This is a genomic window from Xanthomonas axonopodis (assembly GCF_001304695.1).
Taxonomy (GTDB): domain Bacteria; phylum Pseudomonadota; class Gammaproteobacteria; order Xanthomonadales; family Xanthomonadaceae; genus Xanthomonas; species Xanthomonas axonopodis.
In genome coordinates, this window is sequence record NZ_JFAQ01000067.1 from 1 (window position 1) to 22,386 (window position 22,386).

19 protein-coding genes, 1 other RNA gene and 3 pseudogenes are annotated in these 22,386 nt (G+C 64.9%); 12 read left to right on the forward strand and 11 right to left on the reverse strand.

From position 1 onward, the window contains the following. From XAXN_RS07090 to XAXN_RS07115, 6 genes and pseudogenes are all read left to right on the forward strand, one after another. A partial coding sequence (locus XAXN_RS07090) for an integrase core domain-containing protein (RefSeq protein WP_144422740.1) occupies positions 1–168 on the forward strand: 168 nt, incomplete at its 5' end. Between the two features lie 179 nt (positions 169–347). After that, positions 348–1,158: pseudogene (locus XAXN_RS07095) on the forward strand (hydrogen peroxide-inducible genes activator). Positions 1,159–1,247: 89 nt separating this feature from the next. Then, a pseudogene (locus XAXN_RS07100) lies at positions 1,248–2,938 on the forward strand (ATP-binding cassette domain-containing protein). Continuing rightward, positions 2,922–4,007 (forward strand): efflux RND transporter periplasmic adaptor subunit, encoded by a 1,086-nt coding sequence (locus tag XAXN_RS07105; protein ID WP_054319026.1) that lies wholly within the window; start codon positions 2,922–2,924, stop codon positions 4,005–4,007. Before XAXN_RS07100 ends, XAXN_RS07105 begins: the two are co-directional and overlap by 17 nt. After that, a complete protein-coding gene (locus XAXN_RS07110; RefSeq protein WP_054319027.1) occupies positions 4,004–5,407 on the forward strand; it encodes a TolC family protein in 1,404 nt (467 codons plus the stop codon). Before XAXN_RS07105 ends, XAXN_RS07110 begins: the two co-directional genes overlap by 4 nt. A gap of 410 nt (positions 5,408–5,817) precedes the next feature. After that, positions 5,818–6,012 (forward strand): hypothetical protein, encoded by a 195-nt coding sequence (locus tag XAXN_RS07115; RefSeq protein WP_008577231.1) that lies wholly within the window; start codon positions 5,818–5,820, stop codon positions 6,010–6,012. Between the two features lie 284 nt (positions 6,013–6,296). On the opposite strand, the gene XAXN_RS07120 is transcribed toward XAXN_RS07115, so the two are convergent. The 6 genes from XAXN_RS07120 to hrcA form a co-directional block, all read right to left on the reverse strand. Continuing rightward, on the reverse strand, positions 6,297–7,418 hold the full coding sequence (locus XAXN_RS07120; RefSeq protein ID WP_054319028.1) for a prephenate dehydrogenase: 1,122 nt from the start codon (positions 7,416–7,418) through the stop codon (positions 6,297–6,299). Then, complete coding sequence (gene pdxY, locus XAXN_RS07125) at positions 7,415–8,323, reverse strand: pyridoxal kinase (RefSeq protein WP_054319029.1); 909 nt, start codon at positions 8,321–8,323, stop codon at positions 7,415–7,417. The genes XAXN_RS07120 and pdxY overlap by 4 nt, the downstream gene beginning before the upstream one ends. A 518-nt stretch (positions 8,324–8,841) precedes the next feature. Continuing rightward, on the reverse strand, positions 8,842–9,969 hold the full coding sequence (dnaJ, locus tag XAXN_RS07130; protein WP_054319030.1) for a molecular chaperone DnaJ: 1,128 nt from the start codon (positions 9,967–9,969) through the stop codon (positions 8,842–8,844). Positions 9,970–10,128: 159 nt separating this feature from the next. Next, positions 10,129–12,054 carry a molecular chaperone DnaK gene (gene dnaK / locus XAXN_RS07135; protein ID WP_054319031.1) on the reverse strand — a complete coding sequence of 642 codons (1,926 nt, stop codon included), beginning with the start codon at positions 12,052–12,054 and terminating at the stop codon, positions 10,129–10,131. 141 nt (positions 12,055–12,195) lie between these two features. After that, positions 12,196–12,714, reverse strand: a complete 519-nt coding sequence (grpE, locus tag XAXN_RS07140) for a nucleotide exchange factor GrpE (RefSeq protein ID WP_003483633.1) — start codon at positions 12,712–12,714, stop codon at positions 12,196–12,198. Between the two features lie 100 nt (positions 12,715–12,814). Then, entirely contained in the window at positions 12,815–13,846 is a 1,032-nt protein-coding gene (gene hrcA, locus XAXN_RS07145; protein ID WP_054319032.1) for a heat-inducible transcriptional repressor HrcA, read from the reverse strand. Positions 13,847–13,983: 137 nt separating this feature from the next. Between hrcA and recN the strand changes: the two genes are divergently transcribed. After that, the gene (recN, locus tag XAXN_RS07150; RefSeq protein ID WP_054319033.1) at positions 13,984–15,648 is read left to right on the forward strand and encodes a DNA repair protein RecN; all 1,665 of its coding nucleotides are present in this window, start codon (positions 13,984–13,986) and stop codon (positions 15,646–15,648) included. Between the two features lie 208 nt (positions 15,649–15,856). Here the strand turns inward: recN and fur are convergent, their stop codons facing one another. After that, complete coding sequence (gene fur, locus XAXN_RS07155; RefSeq protein ID WP_005988392.1) at positions 15,857–16,267, reverse strand: ferric iron uptake transcriptional regulator; 411 nt, start codon at positions 16,265–16,267, stop codon at positions 15,857–15,859. 104 nt (positions 16,268–16,371) lie between these two features. Here fur and XAXN_RS07160 point away from each other — a divergent pair, with 104 nt between their 5' ends. Next, positions 16,372–16,767 carry an outer membrane protein assembly factor BamE gene (locus XAXN_RS07160; protein ID WP_003483624.1) on the forward strand — a complete coding sequence of 132 codons (396 nt, stop codon included), beginning with the start codon at positions 16,372–16,374 and terminating at the stop codon, positions 16,765–16,767. A 245-nt stretch (positions 16,768–17,012) separates the two neighbouring features. On the opposite strand, the gene XAXN_RS07165 is transcribed toward XAXN_RS07160, so the two are convergent. After that, the gene (locus XAXN_RS07165; RefSeq protein ID WP_054319034.1) at positions 17,013–17,300 is read right to left on the reverse strand and encodes an RnfH family protein; all 288 of its coding nucleotides are present in this window, start codon (positions 17,298–17,300) and stop codon (positions 17,013–17,015) included. Between the two features lies 1 nt (position 17,301). Beyond that, a complete protein-coding gene (locus XAXN_RS07170) occupies positions 17,302–17,733 on the reverse strand; it encodes a type II toxin-antitoxin system RatA family toxin (RefSeq protein WP_054319035.1) in 432 nt (143 codons plus the stop codon). A 60-nt stretch (positions 17,734–17,793) separates the two neighbouring features. Between XAXN_RS07170 and smpB the strand changes: the two genes are divergently transcribed. After that, positions 17,794–18,297 (forward strand): SsrA-binding protein SmpB, encoded by a 504-nt coding sequence (smpB, locus tag XAXN_RS07175; RefSeq protein WP_005913721.1) that lies wholly within the window; start codon positions 17,794–17,796, stop codon positions 18,295–18,297. A 143-nt stretch (positions 18,298–18,440) separates the two neighbouring features. On the opposite strand, the gene XAXN_RS07180 is transcribed toward smpB, so the two are convergent. Next, a complete protein-coding gene (locus XAXN_RS07180; protein ID WP_054319036.1) occupies positions 18,441–20,891 on the reverse strand; it encodes a S8 family serine peptidase in 2,451 nt (816 codons plus the stop codon). 136 nt (positions 20,892–21,027) lie between these two features. Here XAXN_RS07180 and ssrA point away from each other — a divergent pair. Further along, positions 21,028–21,424, forward strand: a transfer-messenger RNA (tmRNA) gene (ssrA, locus tag XAXN_RS20855). A 155-nt stretch (positions 21,425–21,579) separates the two neighbouring features. Next, entirely contained in the window at positions 21,580–21,960 is a 381-nt protein-coding gene (locus tag XAXN_RS07185; RefSeq protein WP_241148239.1) for an Arm DNA-binding domain-containing protein, read from the forward strand. Here the strand turns inward: XAXN_RS07185 and XAXN_RS22420 are convergent. Beyond that, positions 21,949–22,086, reverse strand: a complete 138-nt coding sequence (locus XAXN_RS22420) for a hypothetical protein (RefSeq protein ID WP_209018938.1) — start codon at positions 22,084–22,086, stop codon at positions 21,949–21,951. The genes XAXN_RS07185 and XAXN_RS22420 overlap by 12 nt on opposite strands. A gap of 37 nt (positions 22,087–22,123) precedes the next feature. Between XAXN_RS22420 and XAXN_RS07190 the strand changes: the two are divergent. Continuing rightward, positions 22,124–22,386, forward strand: a pseudogene (locus XAXN_RS07190) (transposase); the annotation flags it as partial.

Sequence of the window (22,386 nt, forward strand, 5' to 3'; positions counted from 1 at the left end):
CGCTATAACCGCACCGTCCGCTACGCGTGGCTGGCAACAACGTTGTTCGACACCATCGAGCAGGTTCAGGACAAAGCCACGCGCTGGCTATGGACGTACAACCATGAACGCCCCAACATGGCGCTCGGCGGCATCACCCCAGCAATGAAATTGGCGATGGCCGCGTAGCTCCACTTTTGGCGAACGCTAAAAGCGGGGGGATTACCCTTGATCTCTTCTTCCATCACGTCGCTCATCGGTGTCTCCTTTGGGAAAAGTAACACCTGAGCAGGATTTCAGTGGGTCGTCGTTACACCCACGCAATCCGATGTGACCCCATGCCCCGCCCCAAGACCACCCTTCGCTAGCTGAGCTATTTCGTCGCGCTGGCCGATACCGGCAGCTTTACCCGCGCCGCCGAGCAGATGGGCGTCTCGCAGCCATCGTTGTCGCAGCAGATCCGCGCATTGGAAGCGATCATCGGCGCGCCGCGCACGCAGCATCCTGCTCGATGTCACCGATCTGGAAGAGGTCCGCGCCACCGCCGCCGATACCTTGATCGGCACCATTCGCCTCGGCGTCTCGCCCACGCTCGGCGCCTATCTGATGCCAAGCCTGGTGGCACGCCTGCATCGCGAGCATCCGGCCCTGCGCGTGCATGTGCGCGAAGGCCTGCCAACCGCACTTGCCGCCGACCTGAGCAACGGCACGCACGATCTGGTCCTTGCGCAACTGCCGGTGGCCGGCCGCGGCCTGCATAGCGAGCGGCTGTTTCGCGAACTGCTGCATGTGACCATGGCCGCCGATCATCCGCTGCGCACCAAGACCTGCATCACCCCGGCCGATCTGCGCGGGGCCAATTTGCTGACCTTGATGCCGGAATACCGATTGGCAGAACAGGTCGCCGCGATCGCCATGGACGTGGGTGCCAATGTCTTGCGCGATTACGAAGGCACCAGCCTGGACGCGATCCGCCAGATGGCCGACATGGGCATGGGTCTTGCTTTGCTCCCAGACCTGTACGTGCGCCAGGAAATCCGCGAAGGCGACGACGTGGTGGTGCGACCTGTCAAAGGCGGGCGCTACTATCGGGAGATCGGTGTGCTCTGGCGCCAGGGTGCCGGTCGCGCACCGGCCTTCGGTCTGATCGCCAATCTGCTGCGCGCGCTGGCTGCATAGGAAAATCCTATGCGGCAAATAAGCGCGACGGCCTTGTTGGCGGGCCGGCAACTCGTCAATGCTTCACTGAACTCATCAACGGATCTCGAATGGCGGCCAAGCGGATTGGATGGCGGGAAGCGGCGAGCTGGTTGACCGAAATTGTCGGCCCGGACATGCCGTATGTGCGCCTGACCCTGGTGTACGGCGTTGCGATCAGCCTGCTGTCGCTGGCCACGCCGATCTCGGTGCAGTTGCTGATCAACAGCGTTGCCAACACCGCGCTGCCCACGCCACTGTGGACCTTGTCCGGCCTGCTGCTGGGCCTCTGCTGTTGCTGGTGGCGGCGCTCAGCGCGATGCGGGTGTGGGTGATGGCGCTGTTCGAGCGTCGCCTGTTCCCACGCGTGGTGGCGGAGATCACCGTGCGCGCGGTGCATGCGCAGAACCCGTTCTTCGCCGACCAGAACCGCGGCGATGTCTTCAACCGCTACTTCGATCTGGTGGTGGTGCAAAAGGCAGTACCCAGCCTGGCGGTCGGTGCGTTCACCATCGTGCTGCAGTCGGCGGTCGGCTTGATCGTCACCAGCTTCTATCACCCGTTCTTCCTCGGCTTCAACGCGCTGCTGCTGCTGACCATCTTCTCGATCTGGATGATCTGGTCGCGCGGCTCGATCCGTTCGGCGGTCGAACTGAGCCAGGCCAAGCACAACGCCGCGCATTGGCTGGAAAGCGTCGGCGGGTCCAACGGGTTCTATAAATCCAGCCGCCATCTCAACTTCGCGATGGATCGCTCGGAAAAGGTGACCGCCGACTATGTCGACCGGCATCGTCGCCATTTCCGCTACACCTTCACCCAGACGCTGGCGTTCCTGCTCACCTATGCGGTGGCCAGTGCGGCGCTGCTGGCGCTGGGCGGCGGCCTGATCCTGCGCGGCGAGCTGTCGATCGGCCAGCTGGTGGCAGCCGAGCTGATCCTGAGCGCAGTGTTCTACGGCATTGCACAGCTGGGCAGCTACCTGGACATTTTCTACGACCTGGTGGCCAGCGCGGAGGAATTGTCGCTGCTGTACGCCATCCCCCAGGAGCGCCAGGTGCTTGCCGCCGGCGAGGCGCCGCGCAACAGCGGGGTGCGCCTGGATGGCGTGGCGATCGAGGGCGCGCGTTTCGATTTCGCGCTGGAGGCCGGCGAGCAGCTGGTTACGCTGGCCGACGGCGGCGCCGAGCGCCTGCTGGCCATGGTGCTCAAGCGCCACGTCGTTCCCGACCGCGGGCTGGTGATGGTGGGCGGCGCGGACATGGCCACCTTCGATATGTACCTGCTGCGTTCGGAAGTCACCGTGCTCGACCGCCCGACCATCGTGGAGGTCACCATTCGCGAATACCTGGCAATGGCCTCGGCCGATGTAACCTCCGAAGCGATGCTGCAAGCCATCGATGCGGTGGGCTTGCGCGCACGCATCGCCGCGTTGCCGCAAGGCCTGGACACCCACCTTGCCGCGTCCGGATTCCCGCTGTGGATTGGCGAGGTCATGGCGCTGAAGCTGGCCAATGCGCTGTTGGTGCGCCCGCGCGTGCTGATGCTGTCGCAGCTGTACGACCTCATCCCGGCCGAGCGCCTGACCCAGGTTCTGCGACGCTTGAAGGATGCAGGAACCACGGTACTGCTGTGCACCGGCAGGCCGGAGGACATCACCCTGGATGGCTGGTTCCGGCTTGAGCCGGAGCGCCAGCAACGCTACGCCACACGCGCCGAGTTGATCGCATCCACGCGGGAGGTGTCGCATGCCGCACGCTCGTGATCGCCTGGCGCACTTCCCTACCCTGGCGGCGATGCGTCCGCCCAGCATCGCCAAGGCAGTCGCCTGGATGCTGTTGATCGGCATCGGCATCGCTGCGGCGATCCTGGCACTGGCGCCGTGGGTACAGACCGCCAGCGGCAAGGGCCAGGTCGTGTCGCTGGATCCCAGCGATCGTCAGCAACCGGTCACCGCCTTTGTGCCGGGCCGGGTCGAGCGCTGGTACGTGCATGACGGCCAGCATGTTTCCAAGGGCGACCCGATCGCGCGTGTCGGCGATCTGGACCCGGACCTGCTCACCCGCCTGGCCAGCGAACGCGCACAGGCGCAGGCGGAAATCGCCGCCATCCAGCAATCGCGTGCGGTGGCCAGCATCGACGTGGCGCGTAGCAGGCAATTGCTGGCCGAAGGCCTGGCCGGCCGCCGCGACTACGAGCTGACCCAGATCAAGGTGGCCGAAGCCGACGCCAAGCTGGCCGAATCGCGCGCCAAGCTGACCCGCATCGACATCCAGCTGGACCGCCAGTCTGCACAGCTGGTGCGTGCCCCGCGCGACGGCCGCGTGCAGCAGCTCAATGCCGCCAGCGGCAGCGCCATGGTCTCGCCGGGCACCGTGCTGGCGGTGATCGCACCCGAACGGGTGGAACGCGCGGTCGAGCTGTACATCGACGGCCGCGACGTGCCGCTGATCCGTCCCGGCCGCCCGGTGCGGCTGGAATTCGAAGGCTGGCCGGCGATCCAGTTCAGCGGTTGGCCGTCGGTGGCGCACGGCATGTTCGACGGCCGGGTGCGCGCCATCGACCCCAATGCCGCGCCCGATGGGCTGTTCCGCATCCTGGTGGAGCCGATGCCGGGCAAACCGGCGTGGCCGGCGCAGGAATTCGCCCGCCAGGGCGGCAAGGTGCGCGGCTGGGTGCAGGGCGAAACGGTCAAGGTCGGCTACGAACTGTGGCGCCAGCTCAATAACTTCCCGCTGGAATTCGGCCGGCGCCCGGCTGCGACCACGCAGGAAGAGAGCAAGGCCAAACCGGTCGCGCCCAAGGCCGAAGACGAAGCGACGGGTAAGAAATGATCGGCCGTCTTGTCGTCCTGTTGATCGCGCTCTGCCCCGTTGCGGCCTTCGGCCAGACCGCGGCGCTGGCGCTGGATGAGGTGCTGCAGTCGTCGGCACGCTCCGCACCGCAGATCGTCGAAGCGCTGGCAAAGGTGCGCCAGGCCGAAGGCAAGGGCATCTCGGCCGATGGCGCCTTCGACACGGTGTTCGACATCGAAGGCCGCTCGCGCGAGGCCGGCTATTACGATGGCAGTATGATCGAAACTGGGGTCAAGCGTCCGTTCGAAGAGAACGGCGGCTATTACTACGGTGGCTACCGCTCCTCGCGTGGCTCCTTCCCGATCTACGAGGACAAGTCCTACACCGATCGCGGTGGCGAAGTGAAGGTGGGCGCGCTGTATGCGCTGCTGCGCGACCGCGTGATCGACGAACGCCGCACCAAGCGCAGTATTGCCAGTACCGATATCGATGTGGCCAAGTACGAGGCGGAAATGGTGGCCATCGGCGTGCAGCGGCGCGCAGTGGATGCCTACCAGAACTGGGTCGCCGCCGGGCTGAAGTTGCGCGCCTACAACGAGCTGCTGCAACTGGCCGAGCAACGCCGCAATGCGATTTCGCGACAGGTCACGCTCGGAGCGCGCCCCACCATCCTGCTGACCGAAAACGACCAGAATCTGGTCCGCCGTCGCGCCTTGGCGGTGCGCTCGGAACAGGACTTCGCCAACGCGGCCAATGCCTTGTCGCTGTATTTGCGCGACGACGCCGGCATGCCGCTGATCGTTTCCGCCGAACGCCTGCCGGCCGACACCTTGGCGCTGGAAGGACTGGCCGGCGCCAGCAAGATCACCGCGCCGGTGGAGCGCCCGGATTACCGCGCCGTGCTGACCCGCATCGACCAGGCCACCGCGCGGCTGATGCTGGCGCAGAACGATCTCAAACCACGCTTGGATGTCAGCGTGGAAGTCAGCAAGGATCTGGGCCCACCCGGCGTCGGCGGCCCGAACCGGTCGCTGACCGACGCCGTCATCGGCTTCCGTTTCAGCGTGCCGCTGGAAAACCGCGCCGCCAGGGGCCGCGTGGCCGAAGCGCGCGCCGAGATCGAAGCGCTGGATCAGCGCAGCCGTTTCCTGCGCGACCAGATCTCGATCGAGGTCGAATCGATCGTCATCTCGCTCAATGCCGCCGAACGGCTGGCCAAGATCGCCGATGAGGAACGCGGCCTGGCAGACCGCCTGGCCGCGGCCGAGCGGCGGCGCTTCGAGCTGGGCTCAGGCGACTTTTTCCTGGTCAACCAGCGCGAGGAAACCGCCAACGACACGCGCGTGCGCCTGATCGATGCGCAGGCACGCATCGCCTCAGCGCGTGCCGAACTGGCGGCGGCTACCGCCGACCGGGATGCGTTGCAGCTGAGCCGTTGAAGGGCTGGCGGCGCGTCGGGCGGACGCGGTGATGTCAGGCAATTGCATGATTGTGCGAGAGACGTCGCGATGCCGCAGCTTGGCATCCAGTGGTTCGCGCATAGCGTACACACCGGACCCAACCGCCACGCAGGTGGCTGGCTGTTGTGCCCAGCGACGCTTCAGCGCGCTTCACGCCCTGGTCCAACCAAAGACTGCATATGCGACGCACACGTACAGAGCAGCTGGTCGAAGTGGCCAAGCACCGTCTTCACCTCGCCTGGCGGGCTCAACCAACAGGACTGCGCATCCCACTGCATCACGACATCTGGGTAACACCTGTGTGCGCATGCTCGCCGTACCGGCCCGGCGCCGGGCGTGCGGGTCCATCGCGATCTGCACTGCAACCTTAGGAACTTTCGGAGGTGCGTATGTCTTTCCGGCAATTTCCCGCAATCGGTGCAGATGGCGAGCCCTACGTCATCATCGAATTCCGCGACGAGCAACAACCGCGCGCAAACCCGCAATCGGCGCCGCGTTACGAGCTTCCCGATGGCCGACATCTGCAACGTCAGGGGCAGCGCTTCGTCACCGACGGCGGCGAGTTACGCCTTTCCGCGCTCTAGGAACGACCACCAAACCCGGCGCGTTGTCATCGTGCAGCGGCAGGCGGCGCGCAGGAGCCGAGGTGTACGGGGATCGCGCGTCGATTCAAGGCCATGGGACGGTTTGAAGCCGCCGTCGTCCTACAGCTAGCTGCCTCCAGGCGGCACTGGTCAATTTTTGACCAGCTACCGCACGACGCTTGCGCTGCAAGGGCTACGCGCAGTTATCCACACGCTTGTGCAAGTTTCATCCACACCCTGTGTGGATGAAATCGGTTGCGCTGGGAGCGGGCTTCGTCACGCCACTAGCCATCGGAACGTTCCAGCACCCGACCGATCCCGCTGCGATCGATCTCGCTCGCTGCCTGCGCCAATGCTGCATGATCGCTTGCCACCTCGAACCCGATTCGAAAATGCAGCTCGCCCACCGGCGTGCGCGACGAGTGGATCGACGACAGGTTCACCCCATGCCGCTCGAACACATGTAGCAATGCGCGCAACGAGCCGGGCTGGTCTTCGGGCAGATACACGCTCAAGGTCAGCGGCTCGGTGAGATCGGCCAGCAAATAGCCCACGCGCTCGTAGGTGTAATTGCCTGCCGCAAGCGCGTCGTGCTGCAGGGCTTGCACGTTGTCGTGCAGGAATTGGGTGCGGAACTGCGCACGCGCGGCGTCGTCGCCCTGCGCCACCAGCGCACGCAGCTGCTGTAACTGCAACAGCAACCGATCGAGCATCTCGCCCACATACGGGTTACCGAACTGGATGTCTTCGTAGATCGAGGGATTGAGCGAAAGAATGCGCGCGATCACCGCGGTATCCAGTTCGAACGATGCCGAGCGATACGGCATCAGCGCGCGCAGCTCGCCCAGCAGCGGTGCGTAGTCGCGCAAGGTGCCGGCCTGCGCCAGGTGAGTGGCATGCACCATCGCCTGCACCAGCGCCATCACGCGGTCGTGGTGCTCTGGCGTGGCGTACACGCATTCGGCCTGCAGCGCGCTGCACAAGCTGTGCACCCACGCCGACCAATGCCGCAGCCGCGCTTGGCAGACCACCATCACGCGTCCTTTCAAGGTTGGCGATTTTGGCGGTGCGGTCATCGGATGCAGGCCGACCACGTCCGCCTGCGAGGTCAGCATTGCAGCGACCGGCGCCTGTTTGATCGAGGTGACATCCAGCCATAGCTGCGAGGCAGCACGTGCGCCGGTAAGTTCCACATACCGCTCGATCAATGTCGCAGTGTGGCGAATTGGCGCGGCGAACATCAGCACGTCGGCACGCTGCGCCAGCGTGGCCTCATCCATGCTGTCGCTGTCGGCCGGATCGGACCCGATCACCTCCAACTGCATGCGCGTGCGCAGGAACTGCGCCAGCCATCGCCCGTACGCACCGGCGATGCCGACGATGCCGACCACCGGCTGCGCGATCATGCCAATCGCTCGACGGCAAATCGCGGCGTCGCGGCAAGCGCGGCCGGCGCCGCGGCCAGCACGTCGAATTCCTCGAAACCCGCAGCCAGGGTCGCTTCCAGCGCGCCATGCACTCCGCTGAGCGCATGCCCCACCGCCAGCTCAAACGGCACATCGCGCAACAGCAGGCCAATCAGCAAGGCCATCAGCACATCGCCGGTGCCTGCCACATCGACCGGCAGGTGCGGGCTGGCCCAGCGATACACCGCCGCATCGCTGACCGCCAGGGTCACCAGCTCACCCGCAGCACCGGCCACGCTGTGTGCAAGCACCCATTGCGCCCCCCGCGCCAGCAACGCGCGCGCGGCAACGATGGCATCGCCCTGCTGCAGGCTCGGCAAGCCGGTCAACCGCCCCAACTCGAACGCGTTGGGCGTCACCAGCCAGGCGTGCGGCAGCAAACGCTCGGCGAACACGCGCTCCAGCCCGGGTTCCACATACAGGCCGGTGTGCGTGTCGCCAATCACCGGGTCCAGGCAATAGCGCAGCTGCGGCGCCTGCGGCAAGGTCTGCTCCAGCCAGTCGGCGAAGGCTTCGCCATTGGCCAGACTGCCGAAATAGCCGGACACCAACATGCGTGCACGCTGCGGCAAGCCACGTTCGGTGGCGCCCAGCAACAAATCCGCCAGCCAGTCGGCTGGCAGGATGCGCCCGCGCAGGGTCGCGTAGAACGGCGCGTTGCTCAGCAGCGTGGTGGGCACTTCGGCCACACGCAGCCCCAGCGCGCGCAACGGCGGCACCGCAGCGCTGTTGCCGGCATGGCCATAGACCAATTGCGACTGCACCGAAATCACATCGATCGGCGAAGGGCCGTCCGGACGCTGGCGGCGACCATGGACGAGGTGGCTGTCGGTTGCATCGCTCATGCGGGCGGCCGTGCTGGAAAAGAGGACACCGATTATCCGCTCAACCTTGCAAGGATGTCGTGGATGAACGATGTCGCCGGCACTGGCGCTGTTGAACACGCGCACTCGGTCCTACACACCAAGGCCAGATACTCAAAGTCGCCAGTGCAGCATGATTGGCAATACCATCGTTGCGCGAGGTGAGACGCTGAGGCGCATCGACCGATGCTGCAATCCAATGGCCCGAATGCACGATCAGGGATGGCTTTGGCTCGCATTGCGGGCAGCAGCGCGTGTCTAAAGGCACTGACGATGCTTCAAAACGCATGTGCAATGTGCGTGCATGACGCTGGACATCTCACACCGAGGCGTTGCTGAAAAGCACGCACGGACCGGCAATTCTCACGCTGACATCGCGTTTCATCTGCAGCGTCAACGCACATCGGCCGCATCGCGTGCGGCCTTTCGGGACAACCAAAAAAATAGCCCGACGCGCAGCAAGCCGCACGCTGGGCCATCGTGACATCACGCCACCTGGGTCAGGACGTCATCCGATCCCAGAACCCCTTGACGCCATCGATGAAAGTGGCCGACTTGGGCGAATGCTTGCGTGCATCCTCACCGGTGAACGTCGCTTCGAACTGCTGCAACAGCTCGCGCTGATCGGCGGTGAGATTGACCGGCGTTTCCACCACCACGCGGCAATACAGATCGCCTTCGCTGCGGCTACGCACCGAACGCACGCCCTTGCCGCGCAGACGGAACAGCTTGCCGGTCTGGGTCTCGGCCGGGATGCGGATTTCCGCTTCGCCGCCCAGAGTCGCCACCCGCACGGTATCGCCGAGCGCCGCCTGCGAAATACGGATCGGCACCTCGCAATGCAGATCGTCGCCGTCGCGCTGGAAGATCGCATGCTCGCGCACGCGCACCTCCACATACAGGTCACCCGGCGGCGTGCCGGCCGGACCGGCTTCGCCCTCGCCTGCAAGACGAATCCGATCGCCGGTATCCACACCGGCCGGCACCTTGATCGACAGCACCTTGTCTTCTTCCACGCGACCGGCACCGTGGCAGGTCTTGCAGGGTTTCTGAATCAGCGTGCCGCGGCCATCGCAATGCGGGCAGCTCTGCTGCATGGCGAAAATGCCGCGCTGGATGCGGACCTGGCCGCGCCCATGGCAGGTGCCGCAGGTTTCGACCTTGCCGTCTTCCGAACCGCTGCCATGGCAGGGCGCGCATTCGATCAACGTGGGAATCTCGATGCGGCGCTCGATGCCGGCGACGGCTTCTTCCAGATCCAGTTCCAGCACGTAACCGACGTCGGCACCACGTCGCGCAGCGCGCGGACCGGCGGCGCCACCGCCAAAAATATTGCCGAAGATATCGCCAAAGATATCTCCCATGTCCGGGCCACCCGGCCCCCCCCCACCGCCCATGCCGTGCTCGAACGCCGCATGGCCGTGTGCGTCGTAGGCACGCCGCTTATTGCCATCGGACAGCACCTCGTAGGCTTCCTTGCATTCCTTGAACGCCACTTCGGCAGCCGCATCGCCAGGATTGCGGTCCGGGTGGTGCTTCATCGCACAGCGCCGGTACGCCTTCTTCAGCTCCTCGTCGCTGGCGCCACGGGCAACGCCCAGCACTTCGTAGTAATCGCGTTTGCTCATAAGCCGGGGTTCGGGATTCGTGATTTGAGATTCGTTGAAACGCAAAAGCGGACAGCGTGTGCTGGTCCGCCCTGGCGACGCGACGCGTTAAGGATACCGGGATGGGGATGGCGCGCTTTAGAGCTTGCCAATCCCCACTCCCGACTCCCAAATCACGGCTTACTTCTTGTCGTCCTTGACCTCGGTGAACTCGGCGTCCACCACGTCGTCGGCGGCCTTGGAGGCCTGGGCGTTGCCGCTGGCCGCATCGGCGTTACCGCCCTGCTCTGCCGCCGCAGCTGCTGCGTACAACGACTGGCCGGCTTCTTCCAGCGTCTTGGTGCGTGCTTCGATCTGCGCCTTGTCGTCGCCCTTCATGGCGGTTTCCAGATCCGACAGCGCCGCTTCCACCTTGCCGATCACATCGCCACCGACCTTGCTGCCATGCTCGGTGATCGCGGTACGGGTGGCGTGGATCAGACCATCGGCCTGGTTGCGGGCCTGTACCAGCTCCTGGAACTTCTTGTCTTCTTCGCGGTTGGCTTCCGCGTCGGCGACCATGCGCTGGATCTCTTCATCCGACAGACCCGAACCGGCCTTGATCTCGACCTTTTGTTCCTTGTTGGTCTTCTTGTCCTTGGCCGACACGTGCAGGATGCCGTTGGCGTCGATGTCAAACGACACCTCCACCTGCGGCATGCCGCGCGGCGCCGGCTCGATGCCGGACAGGTCGAACTTGGCCAGCGACTTGTTGAAGCGGGCCTGCTCGCGCTCACCCTGCAACACGTGCACGGTCACGGCCGACTGATTGTCTTCGGCGGTGGAGAAGGTCTGCGAGGCCTTGGTCGGGATGGTGGTGTTCTTTTCGATGATCTTGGTGAACACGCCGCCCATGGTTTCGATGCCCAGCGACAGCGGGGTCACGTCCAGCAGCAGCACGTCCTTGACGTCTCCGGCCAGCACGCCGCCCTGGATCGCCGCACCCAAAGCCACCGCTTCGTCCGGGTTGACGTCCTTGCGCGGTTCCTTGCCGAAGAAATCGGCAACCGCCTGCTGCACCTTCGGCATGCGGGTCTGACCGCCGACCAGGATCACTTCGTTGATGTCGCTGGCGCGCAGGCCGGCGTCGTTCAACGCGGTGCGGCACGGCTCGATCGACTTCTTGACCAGGTCTTCCACCAGCGCTTCGAGCTTGGCACGGGTCAACTTGATGTTGAGGTGCTTCGGGCCCGACGCATCGGCGGTGACGTACGGCAGGTTCACTTCGGTCTGCTGGCTGGACGACAGCTCGATCTTGGCGCGCTCTGCGGCGTCCTTCAGGCGCTGCAGTGCGAGCGGATCCTTACGCAGATCGATGCCCTGATCCTTGTTGAACTCATCGACCAGATACTCGATGACGCGGTTGTCGAAGTCTTCGCCGCCCAGGAAGGTGTCGCCGTTGGTGGCCAGCACTTCGAACTGCTTCTCGCCATCGACTTCTGCGATTTCGATGATCGACACGTCGAAGGTGCCGCCGCCGAGGTCGTACACGGCAATCTTGCGGTCGCCGCCGTTCTTGTCCAGGCCATAGGCCAGTGCTGCGGCGGTCGGCTCGTTGATGATGCGCTTGACGTCCAGACCAGCGATGCGACCGGCATCCTTGGTGGCCTGGCGCTGGCTGTCGTTGAAGTACGCCGGCACCGTGATCACCGCTTCGGTGACCTTCTCGCCGAGGAAGTCTTCGGCGGTCTTCTTCATCTTTTCCAGCACGCGCGCGGAGATTTCCTGCGGCGCCATGCGCTTGGCATCGCTGGTCTGCACCCAGGCATCGCCGTTGTCGTGCGCCAGGATGCCGTACGGCACGTGCGAGATGTCCTTCTGCACTTCGCCGTCGGTGAACTTGCGGCCGATCAGGCGCTTCACCGCGTAGAAGGTGTTCTTCGGGTTGGTCACGGCCTGGCGCTTGGCCGAGGCGCCGACCAGCACTTCGCCGTCCTTGGTGTAGGCGACGATCGAAGGCGTGGTGCGATCGCCCTCGGAGTTTTCGATGACGCGGGCCTTGCCGCCGTCCATGATCGACACGCACGAGTTCGTGGTGCCGAGGTCAATACCAATGATCTTGCCCATGGATACGCTCCTGATAATTCTGTAGCTGTGTCCGGCGACGCCGGGTCTGGCTGAGATGTGGGGGTGGTGCGCAGGTGTTCAAGCCACCGGCGCACATCTGTGTTTCATGCCTGCGCCTGGCAGTTCAGCCGGCGCTGCGCTTCAGTCGTGCTTGGCCACGACCACCAGGGCCGGGCGCAGCAGGCGATCGTTGAGCAGGTAGCCCTTCTGGAACACCTGCACCACATGGCCCGGCGCGACGCCCTCGGCCTCGCCCTGGCTGATCGCCTGGTGCTGGTCCGGGTTGAACGGCTGGCCGACCGGATCGAGCAGGGTCAGGCCGTTGTCGGCGGCCACCTTGAGCAATTGCTTATAGGTCATGTCCAGGCCATCGCGCAGCGGGCTGGGCTCGGTGCCGGCGGCGGTCAGACCTGCATCCAGGCTGTCGAACACCGGCAGCAGCTCGCCGAGCAGCTTCTCGTTGGCGAACTTGCGCGCGTTTTCCACGTCGCGGGCGATGCGCTTGCGCTGGTTTTCCAGGTCGGCGCGCTCGCGCAGGGCGTCGGCCTTGACCAGGGCGATCTCGCTGCGCAGCGATTCGATCTCGGCCTTGAGCGGATCGGTCTCGGGCGGGTTCTGGGACAGGTCTTCGGAGTCGAATTCGGGGTGGTCTTGGTTCATGTGCAGTTCCCGGGCAAGCGGAACGCCCGCCCCAACGTCACCCCGTATATGGGCGCTCGCGCGCGTTTCAAGCAAAAACCATTGCGCCGATCGATGCCGGTTATCGCGTGCCGGGCGACTCCATGGCCGCACCCAGGACGTCGGCGGCGGTCTGCACCAGCGGAATCAGCCGGTCGTAGGCCATGCGCTTGGGCCCGATCACCCCCAGCACACCCAGCACCTGGCCATTGGCGGCATAAGATGCAGTGACCAGCGAGACGTCTTCCAGCGACACCATGCCGGTTTCCTCGCCGATGAAAATGCGCACGCCCGGCGCCTGGATGGTGCGTTCGAGCAGCTGCAGGATCTCGCGCTTGCTGGCGAAGGCCTCGAACAGTTCGCGCAGGCGATCCAGGTCCGACAGGTCCTGTACGCCCATCAGCCGGGTCTGCCCGGCCATTACCATGTCGTCCGCATCGGCCGGCACCAGCGCCTCGCTGGCCAGGTCCACGCTGTGCGCCAGCAGTTGCTCCATTTCGTTCTTGGCCATGCGCAGCTCGCGCAGCAGACAGGCACGGATGTCGGCCAGCGCGCGCCCGGCGAACTGCGCATTGAGGTAATTGGCCACCCGTTCCAGCTCGGCCGGCTCGTAGGCGCGCCGCGGCTCGATCACCCGGTTCTGCACCTCGTTGTCGGCGAACACCAGGATTGCCAGCACGCGGCGCGCGTCCAGCGCCACGAAATCGATATGCCGGAACGCAAACTGCTCGCGGCGCGGCGCGCTGACCACACCGACGAAGTGGCTCATCGCCGACAGCATCTGCGAGGCGCTGCCCAGCAACGATTGCGTCCCGTTGCCGCTGGCCAGCTCCGCGCGCAGGCGGCGCACTTCTTCTTCGCTGGGCGGCTGCATCTGCACCAGGCTGTCGACAAATACCCGGTAGCCATTCGCGGTGGGCACGCGCCCGGCCGAGGTATGCGGGGAGCTGAGCAGGCCGACGTCTTCCAGGTCGGCCAGGATATTGCGGATCGTGGCCGGGCTGACATCCAACCCGGCATGCTGGGCCAGCGTCTTGGAGCCTACCGGCTCGCCGTCGCGGATGTAGCGCGCGATCAGGGTGCGCAGCAACTGTCGGGCGCGGGGGTCGAGCATTGGGGACTGGGACGCGCGCATGGGATCATCCGGTGAGACAGCGCATAGATAATGTCTGGCCCCGGGGATGGCAAGCGTCCGATTCCCCGTCTGCCCCTGCCACCTTAAGCTTCCCAAAAGCATTCACACTCGACCTCATGCTCAGACACCTCTCGATCAAGGATTTCGCCGTTGTCCGTGCCACCGAACTGGAATTCGGGCCGGGAATGACGGTGGTATCGGGCGAAACCGGCGCCGGCAAGTCGCTGATGGTGGACGCGCTGGGCTTTCTGTCCGGCCTGCGCGCCGACAGCGGCGTGGTCCGTCATGGCGCCGAGCGCGCCGAACTGTCGGCCGAATTCCAGCTGCCGGCCGAGCACCCCGGCCTGAGCTGGCTGGCCGACAACGAACTCGACGACGAGGCGCAATGCCAGCTGCGCCGGATCATCCGCGCCGACGGCGGCTCGCGTGCGTGGATCAACGGCCGACCGGTCACCTCCTCGCAGCTGGCCGAACTGGCCTCCAAGCTGGTGGAAATCCACGGCCAGCACGAGCACCAGGCGCTGATGGCCCGGCACAGCCAGCTCGCCCTGCTCGATGCCTATGCCCGCAACAGCGCCCAGCGCGAGCAGGTGCGCCAGGCCAGCCAACGCTGGCAGGCGCTGCTGGACGAGCGCGACGCCCTCTCTGCGCAGGGCGATGTCTCCGACCGGATCGGCTTTCTGGAGCACCAACTGGCCGAACTGGAACGCGAGGACCTGGACCCGGCCGCGATAGCCGCACTGGACGTCAATCACCGCCGCCAGGCCCATGCCACCGAGCTGATCGGTGCCTGCGACAGCGTCGCCCAGCAGCTCAACAGCGACGACGGCGCCAGCGCCCTGGGGCTGTTGCAGGACAGCCGCCACGATTTATCGCGCGTGGCCGAGCACGAACCGCGCCTGGGCGAAGTGGACGCGCTGCTGGACAGCGCCGTCATCCAGATCGAGGAAGCGCTGGCCCTGCTCGACCGCGTGCGCGACGACCTGGAGGCCGACCCGGCCCAGTTCGAGGCGATGGAACGCCGCCTCGGCCGCCTGCACGACCTGGCGCGCAAGCACCGCGTCACCCCGGACGAGCTGGCCGCGCATCGCGACCATCTGACTGCCGAGGTCGAGAGCCTGCGCGGCGCCGACGAGCGCCTGCAGCAGCTCGACAAGCACATCGAAACCGCCACCGGCGCCTGGCGCAACGCGTCCGGTGCGCTCAGCGACAGCCGCACCGCCGCCGCCGAGGCGTTGTCGGCCGCCACCACCGCACTGATCGGCGAGTTGGGCATGGGCGGCGGGCAGTTCCTGATCCAACTGCAGCCACACGAGAGCGCCCGGCCGGACCCCAATGGCGCCGAACGGGTGGAATTCCTGGTCGCCGCCAACGCCGGGCAGCCCCCGCGCGCCTTGCGCAAGGTCGCCTCCGGTGGCGAGCTGTCGCGCATTTCGCTGGCCATCGAAGTGGCGGCGCTGGGCCTGGACAGCGTGCCCACCATGGTGTTCGACGAAGTGGATTCGGGCATCGGCGGTGCGGTGGCCGACATCGTCGGGCAGAAACTGCGCGCGCTGGGCGAAGAGCGCCAAGTGCTGTGCGTGACCCACCTGCCGCAGGTCGCCGCCAAGGGCCACGCCCATTACCGGGTCAGCAAGGCACCGGTGGACGGCATGACCCAGAGTGCGGTCGAACTGCTCGGCCCGCAGGCCCGCCAGGAAGAGCTGGCGCGGATGCTGGGCGGCGTGGAAGTGAGCAAGGAAGCACGCGCGGCAGCCCGCAAGCTGCTGCAGAGCGCCTGACCACAGCGAGCAGCTCACACATTCAGAGGCCCAGTCCCCTCCCTCTAACGAAGTCCCTCCCCGCTGACGAGTCTCCCTTCCCCCGCCTGCGGGGGAAGGTGCCCGAAGGGCGGATGGGGGCATGGGCCTGCAGCAAACCCACCAACACCCCCCAGAACGCACAAGGCGGCCAAGCCGCCCTGTCATTACCTCTCTGCAGACACCAAACTCAGCGCGGACGCTTCTTGCGCACGTACAGCACCAGCGAATGCTCTTCCAGTTCGTAGCCGTGCTTGGCGGCGATCTGGCGCTGCAGCGCCTCGATCTCCTCGCTCTCGAACTCAATCACATGACCGGTATCCACGTCGACCATATGGTCGTGGTGACCGCCTCGATCCAGCTCGTAGACGGCCTGCCCGCCTTCGAAATTGTGCTTCAGCACCAGGCCGGCCGCCTCGAACTGGGTCAGCACCCGGTAGACCGTGGCCAAACCGATCTCATCGCCGTGGTCGAGCAGTTGGCGATAGATGTCTTCTGCGCTGAGGTGATGCTGATTGCTCTTCTGTTCGAGCAGTTCCAGGATCCGCATGCGCGGATGGGTCACCTTGAGCCCGACTTTGCGCAGGTCGTGGGTTTCCATACGTTCTCCGTTCATTGGCGATTTAGCGCCAGCTGCCATCAAACGGGTCGCGGCGACCGGCGGAAGTGTATCATCGGCGTGATTTCCTCAGCACTTAATCCCCGATGCGTAATCTCCTGCTGGTCGCCGCAGTTGCTCTTTCCACCGCTGGCTGCGGCATCATCTACAAGCAGCCGATCTACCAGGGCAATCTGATCAAACAGAACGCCGTGGAGCAACTGCAGGTAGGCCAGAGCAAGCAGCAGGTCAGCGCGTTGCTGGGCACGCCCTCGATCCCCGACCCGTTCCATGCCCAGCGCTGGGACTACACCTCCACGCAGCGCGTGGACCGTCTGGCGCGTACCGAGATCAAGAATTTCACGGTGTTCTTCGAAAACGAACAGGTCGTGCGCTGGGAAGGCGACTATTTCCCGTCGCAGGACGAGCAGCTGGCCAAAGCCGCACCCAAGCAGTTCGGCCGCAACCTGGCACGCGACAAGAAGAAACAGCGCGGCCGTTGATACCGCTGCTCGACGGTGTTGTGATCGTCTGATCGGACCAAGATGCGTTTTTCGTTTTGGCTCATGCCAAAGAGCGCTTCAGTGACCCTGCAGGGCGCCGCCAGGACCGAACCATGACGCCGTCTGGCATGTCGTAGGTCCGAGCGCGCTCATTCGAACTCATCGAACACATCTGGTTTTGCGAAACAACGGCCAGCAGCGCTGGCTTTGCAGCGACCTGACGCACGTCGCAGCGCCGGGAATCGCTAGCTATTTGAGCCTGCTTTTTTGCTTGGTCCGGCACGCCGCCGCCGCGCATCCTTCGGATCCAGCAACAGCGGCCTGAGCAATTCGACCCGGTCGCCATCGCGCAACTCCTGCTCCGGCCGCGCGATCAGCCCGTGCACCGCATGCGCGGCAGGGGCTTGTTCCAACACCAGACCGGACGTGGCGACGGCTTCGGCCACCGTTGCGCCTTCAGGCAAATCCAGGTGTACCGAACTGTAGCGATCCGGCCACGCCAGCACGACTTCGATACGCATGCCGCCGCGCAACCTAGACGTCGCCGCGATCGGCAACGCGCACGAAGTCGTTGACCATGCGGTCGGCCAAGCCCTGAAACCCCAAGGCCAGCGCCGGGCCAAGCAGCCGCGAGCTGGTCTCCACTTCCAGGGTCAGACTTACCTTGCAGGCGCCCTCGCCCAGCGTCTGGAACTCCCACAGGCCTTCCAGGCGCTTAAACGGGCCGTCGCGCAGGTGCATGACGATGCGCTCGGGGCGTTCGAGAATGTTCTCGGTGGTGAACCAGGTGCGAAACGACCCCAGCCCCAAATCCAGGCGCGCCACGATGTGCGCCTGGTCCTGCTCAAGCACATTGGCAGCGTCGCACCAGCCGAAACGGCGCGGGTAGGCGGCGACATCATTGACCAGATCGAACATGCGGGTGGCGCTGTGTTCAACCAGGGCGCTGCGACGGATGGTAGGCATTCGCTAACTTGTGAAAGACGGAAGATCGTTTGACGACACCGAATCGGCGACAATGGGCGGATGAGCAAGAAACAGACCAAGGATAAAGCAAACGGCGCGAAGGCCACGAAAACCATCGCGTTGAACAAGCGTGCGCGCCACGAATACCACCTGGAAGAACGCTACGAAGCCGGCCTGGCACTGCAGGGCTGGGAGGTCAAGGCGATCCGCGCCGGCCGCGCCAACATCGTCGACGGCTATGCCTATGTGCGCTCCGGCGAGATCTACCTGATCGGCGCGCAGATCACGCCGCTGATCCAGGCCTCCACCCACACGGTGCCCGTGGAGCGGCGCGACCGCAAACTGCTGCTGCACCGGGCCGAGATCGACAAGGTGCTCACCCGTGTGGAGCGCGAGGGCTACACCCTGGTGCCGACCGCGCTTTACTGGAGCAGCAACAAGGTCAAGCTGGAAATCGCCCTGGCCAAGGGCAAGCAGAATCACGACAAGCGCGACGCCGCCAAGGACCGCGACTGGCAGCGCGACAAGCAGCGCGTGATGCGGCGGCATAATCGCGATGCGTGAGGGGCGGGGATTTGGGATTGCGAATTAGGGATTGGCTACAGCGGTTTTGCGTGGCTTTTTGCACTGCTGGCTTGAGATCCACACATGCAGCGCGGCGAAGCTAGCCCCGCCGCTCTTGCGAATCCCCAATCCCGACTCCCGAATCACATCGCTCCAAGCATCCGCATCAAATTCGGCACTCCCCTGCCCTGCACATAGCGGTCGCGCTGCAGGTCGGTGCAGGTGTCCAGCAATAGTTGCTTGACCCGGTCCGGGAAGCCGATGAACTCGCGGCGCGCCGACAAGAAACCCGCCAGCACGCCGGACACATGCGGTGCGGCCATGCTGGTGCCGCTCATCTCCACCACCAGGCTCGCAGGGTCGTTCGGGGCGAAGTCGTAATAGGCCGACAGGATCTTCTCCCCTGGCGCGACCACATCCGGCTTGCTGCGGCCGTCGGCGGTCGGCCCGCGCGAGGAAAAATACGACACGCCATAGTTGTGCGGGCTGCTCTTGTGCACCGAGCCGACCACGATGGCGTCTTCCAGATTGCCCGGGTCGCTGATCGACAGATCCATGTTGGCCGCATATGCGTCACCGTCGTTGCGCATCAACCAGGCCAGGCCTTCGTTGCCGGCCGCGACCACCACCAGCACGCCTTGCCGCCACAGCCGGCGTAATTCGTCGCACAACGGCGTAAACCCGCAGCCGTAGCTCGCAGGGTCGAAGCAGCCGCCCTGGCTCAGATTGACACCATGGATGACCAGCTCGCCAGCACGCTCGTTGATGTCGGCCACCTGCTGCACCGCCTTGATCGTCCACGAATCGCGGCCGTTTCCGGCGTTGTCGAGCACCTTGAAGCCGTACAACTGGGCATCCGGCGCCATGCCGGCCAATTCCAGCGTGCGACCGGGCGTGCCGCTTGCACCCGGGATCGACGCGCGACACTGGCCGGCGATGATGCCGGCGATATGCGTGCCGTGGCCATGCCGATCGAGCCGGGTAAACGCAGTGCCATCGGCGCGGGCCAGCCGTTTGGGCGCACCGCGCCGCGTGCAATCCCACTGTGCCACCACGTTGTCGCGCTCACCCTTGACGAAAAAATGCGGGTGATCGGCCGCGATGCCGGTATCCAGCACCGCCCAACCGATCTGCTGCCCGCGGGCGCGATACGCCGTGCGTGCCGCATCGGCATGCAGCACATTGCCCGACACATGGATCAACGCGCGTTTTCCGGCATCGCGCCACACCCGCCGAAACCCCAACGCGCGATAGCGATCCTGCAGCGATTCGATCTCGAAGCGGGTCAGCCGCGCAGACACGAAACGCTGCATGCTGTCTTCAAGTTCGATCGCCTCATCCAGCGCATCGCCGCTCAGGCCGGTGGTACGCGCAGCAGCTTGACGCACATGCTGCAGCAGCAATGCGCGCACACCGGCAGGGTCGTGACCCAAGACGCGGCGATCCAGCTCGATCAGCACATCGTGTCGGTGCTCCGGGCCATGCGCTTCGAGCTGCTCGCTGAGATCCTTGATCAGCACTGCATTGGACACCGGCTGATCGAAACCCACACCCACGGCGTGGCGCACCGCGGCGCGCACCTGCGGAATCGACAGATAGCCCGACGCCGAATGCGGGTTGCGCTGCCATTCCGGATTCAAGCGCGCAGCGGCCAGGTTTTCGAAACGTCCTTTTGCGTTGGCGATGTCGTCGGTGAGGTCCGGGGCCAGCGCGATCGGGTCGCGCGTTTCGGCCACATTGATCCAGCGCTGCACGCACTCGGGGAACGGCAGTTTGCGCTTGCCGGTCCAGCGCTTGAACATGCTGCGCACCTGCGGCAAGCCCAGTGGCGAACCCAGGGTGAGGAACAAACTGACCTCGCAGTCGGCGGCCTTCAGCTGGCGCAGCATATCGAAGGCGATCATCGAACCCTGGCTGTGCGCCACCACCACGAATGGCCCGCCCCCTGCGCGCAGCCGCTGCGCCAGACTTTCGCGCATCAGCGCCGCACGTTCCGGCACGAAGAACAGGTCATGCACGTCCTGCAACAATGCAGCGGAAATCAGCCGCAGCAACACCCGGTTGATCGCATCGATGGCGCCCCTGGCCTGCACGCTGCCGGGCACGGACGTGCCCTGAAGCTCGTCCAGCAGCCGATGCAGATCGGCGCGTTCCTGCTCGCTCTGCGCCAGCGCGTCTGCCAACAGGTGCAGGTCCTGTTCGCCCGATACCAGGCCGAGCACACTCAAGGCGCGCTGCACGCTTTGATTGAGCGCCGGCCCCACATCGCGCGCATCGCAATTGCCCGGCTCGGCCACCGGATAGCGCTCGCGATTGACCCAGTACGCCAGCCGCGTGCGCTCGCCCATCAGCCGCCCGAACAAGGCCTTGTCCCACTGACAACGCAGCACATCGGCCGGCGGCTTGTTGCCGATGCCATGGATGTAGATCACCGTGCGCGCCTTGCCCTGTACGCGGGTCACTGCGGCCTTCTCCTGGGCCCCGGCCTGCTGCGCATGCCTTGCGCGCGGCCGCGCCGGTTGTTGCGTGCTTGCAGCCGCCTTGCGCGGTAGCGCGCGTGCAGGTTTCGAACGTGGGGGCTTGCCTGTCGCCATCGCCTCGCTCCTTCGTTTGCAGACTGTTCTGTTCGGTACGGGACTGAAGCCACTGTAAGCGTTGCGCATCTCGCCACTTGTGACAGGGCGCGCCGATCCCTACACTGATCAGGTCAGCGTTTTATTGCTTTCCCCGGGGGGTGCACTGGTTTCGACGGGGGTCGCGAAGTCGCTTGGCGCATGCCGAGGGGGCAGCTTTCCTCGTTAATCCAGCAGCAAACTTTTAGTTGCCAACGATGACAACTACGGTTCGGACCTCGCTATCGCCGCTTAATTGGCTTTAGTTGTAGTTCTACAGCCGCCTAAGGCGAACCCCCGAACCTACTTGTGCCCGTGCTCGTAGGTGTAGGGTCATTATCACGGAACCATCGGTAGTGGCCGCCTGTCAGCTACCGGTCAGATAAAGCAGGCTGGTTTCCAGGTGCGCTTTGCCAGCCGTGCTGCCTGGGAACGAGATCTAACGGAGGGCTAAGCATGTAGTGCTGGGGATGGAGTGCTTCCGGACGGCGGTTCGATTCCGCCCACCTCCACCAATGAGCGGACCGATGAGGTCCTGGAAAGGCCGGGAACCCCAGTAAAACAAGGGGTCTCGGCCTTTTTCATGTGCGACGCGGTGCGTACGTGAACGTATCAAGCTATGCGACGTCGGGGGCATATTTTGGGGCACCTGCCCCCAACTGCCGACCAGATGCCCCCACTGACCGATCTCGCAATACGCCGCGCCAAACCTGCCGCGAAGACCCAACGGCTATATGACAGCGACGGGTTGTATCTGGAGCAGTCGCCGAAGGGCGGGCGCTGGTTTCGCCTGAAGTATCGATTCGGCGGCAAGGAAGAGCGGCTGGCCATCGGCGTCTACCCAGACGTGCCGCTGGCATTGGCCAGGCAGCGGCGGGACAACGCGCGCCAGCTGCTCGCCCAAGGCGTCGACCCGGGCGAGCACAAGAAGGCTGCTGCCGCTGCGCGCGCAGTGCTCGGTGCCAACACGTTCGAAGTGATCGCCAACGAGTGGCTTGGGAAGCGCAACTGTGTAATGACCCACCGGTTTCTGCACAGGTCAGTTGGTTAATGTAGCGGCATAGGCTTGGTCAGGCGTCATCATCTTCAGCGGGCGCTGCCGGTTGTAGAACCCAATCCAGTCGCTGATGACGCGTAGTGCGTGGGCCAGGTGATACGCCCAGGCTTTCCTAGACATCTCAAGGCCATGGAAAATGGCTAATTCGGAGGTGTCCATGAGCAGTAAGCGGTATACAGATGAGTTCAAGGTCGAGGCGGTCCGCCAAGTGACCGATCGCGGGTTTAAAGTGGCAGAAGTCGCCGAGCGCCTGGGTGTTACCACGCACAGCCTGTACGCCTGGCTGCGCAAGTTCGGCAAGCCCGGCGTCGTGCAGCGCGCCGAGGTGGACCAGAGCGCGGAGGTTCGGCGGCTGAAGGCCGAGTTGCGCCGAGTGACCGAGGAGCGCGACATTCTAAAAAAGGCCGCCGCGTACTTTGC

Coding starts and splice junctions, on each gene's coding strand:
- XAXN_RS07185 (WP_241148239.1), top strand. CDS start 21,580: ATGCCCCCACTGACCGATCTCGCAATACGCCGCGCCAAACCTGCCGCG.
- dnaK (WP_054319031.1), bottom strand. CDS start 12,054: ATGGGCAAGATCATTGGTATTGACCTCGGCACCACGAACTCGTGCGTG.
- XAXN_RS07170 (WP_054319035.1), bottom strand. CDS start 17,733: ATGCCTACCATCCGTCGCAGCGCCCTGGTTGAACACAGCGCCACCCGC.
- XAXN_RS07105 (WP_054319026.1), top strand. CDS start 2,922: ATGCCGCACGCTCGTGATCGCCTGGCGCACTTCCCTACCCTGGCGGCG.
- hrcA (WP_054319032.1), bottom strand. CDS start 13,846: ATGCTCGACCCCCGCGCCCGACAGTTGCTGCGCACCCTGATCGCGCGC.
- fur (WP_005988392.1), bottom strand. CDS start 16,267: ATGGAAACCCACGACCTGCGCAAAGTCGGGCTCAAGGTGACCCATCCG.
- XAXN_RS07115 (WP_008577231.1), top strand. CDS start 5,818: ATGTCTTTCCGGCAATTTCCCGCAATCGGTGCAGATGGCGAGCCCTAC.
- XAXN_RS07110 (WP_054319027.1), top strand. CDS start 4,004: ATGATCGGCCGTCTTGTCGTCCTGTTGATCGCGCTCTGCCCCGTTGCG.
- pdxY (WP_054319029.1), bottom strand. CDS start 8,323: ATGAGCGATGCAACCGACAGCCACCTCGTCCATGGTCGCCGCCAGCGT.
- XAXN_RS07180 (WP_054319036.1), bottom strand. CDS start 20,891: ATGGCGACAGGCAAGCCCCCACGTTCGAAACCTGCACGCGCGCTACCG.
- smpB (WP_005913721.1), top strand. CDS start 17,794: ATGAGCAAGAAACAGACCAAGGATAAAGCAAACGGCGCGAAGGCCACG.
- XAXN_RS07120 (WP_054319028.1), bottom strand. CDS start 7,418: ATGATCGCGCAGCCGGTGGTCGGCATCGTCGGCATCGCCGGTGCGTAC.
- recN (WP_054319033.1), top strand. CDS start 13,984: ATGCTCAGACACCTCTCGATCAAGGATTTCGCCGTTGTCCGTGCCACC.
- grpE (WP_003483633.1), bottom strand. CDS start 12,714: ATGAACCAAGACCACCCCGAATTCGACTCCGAAGACCTGTCCCAGAAC.
- dnaJ (WP_054319030.1), bottom strand. CDS start 9,969: ATGAGCAAACGCGATTACTACGAAGTGCTGGGCGTTGCCCGTGGCGCC.
- XAXN_RS07160 (WP_003483624.1), top strand. CDS start 16,372: ATGCGTAATCTCCTGCTGGTCGCCGCAGTTGCTCTTTCCACCGCTGGC.
- XAXN_RS22420 (WP_209018938.1), bottom strand. CDS start 22,086: ATGTCTAGGAAAGCCTGGGCGTATCACCTGGCCCACGCACTACGCGTC.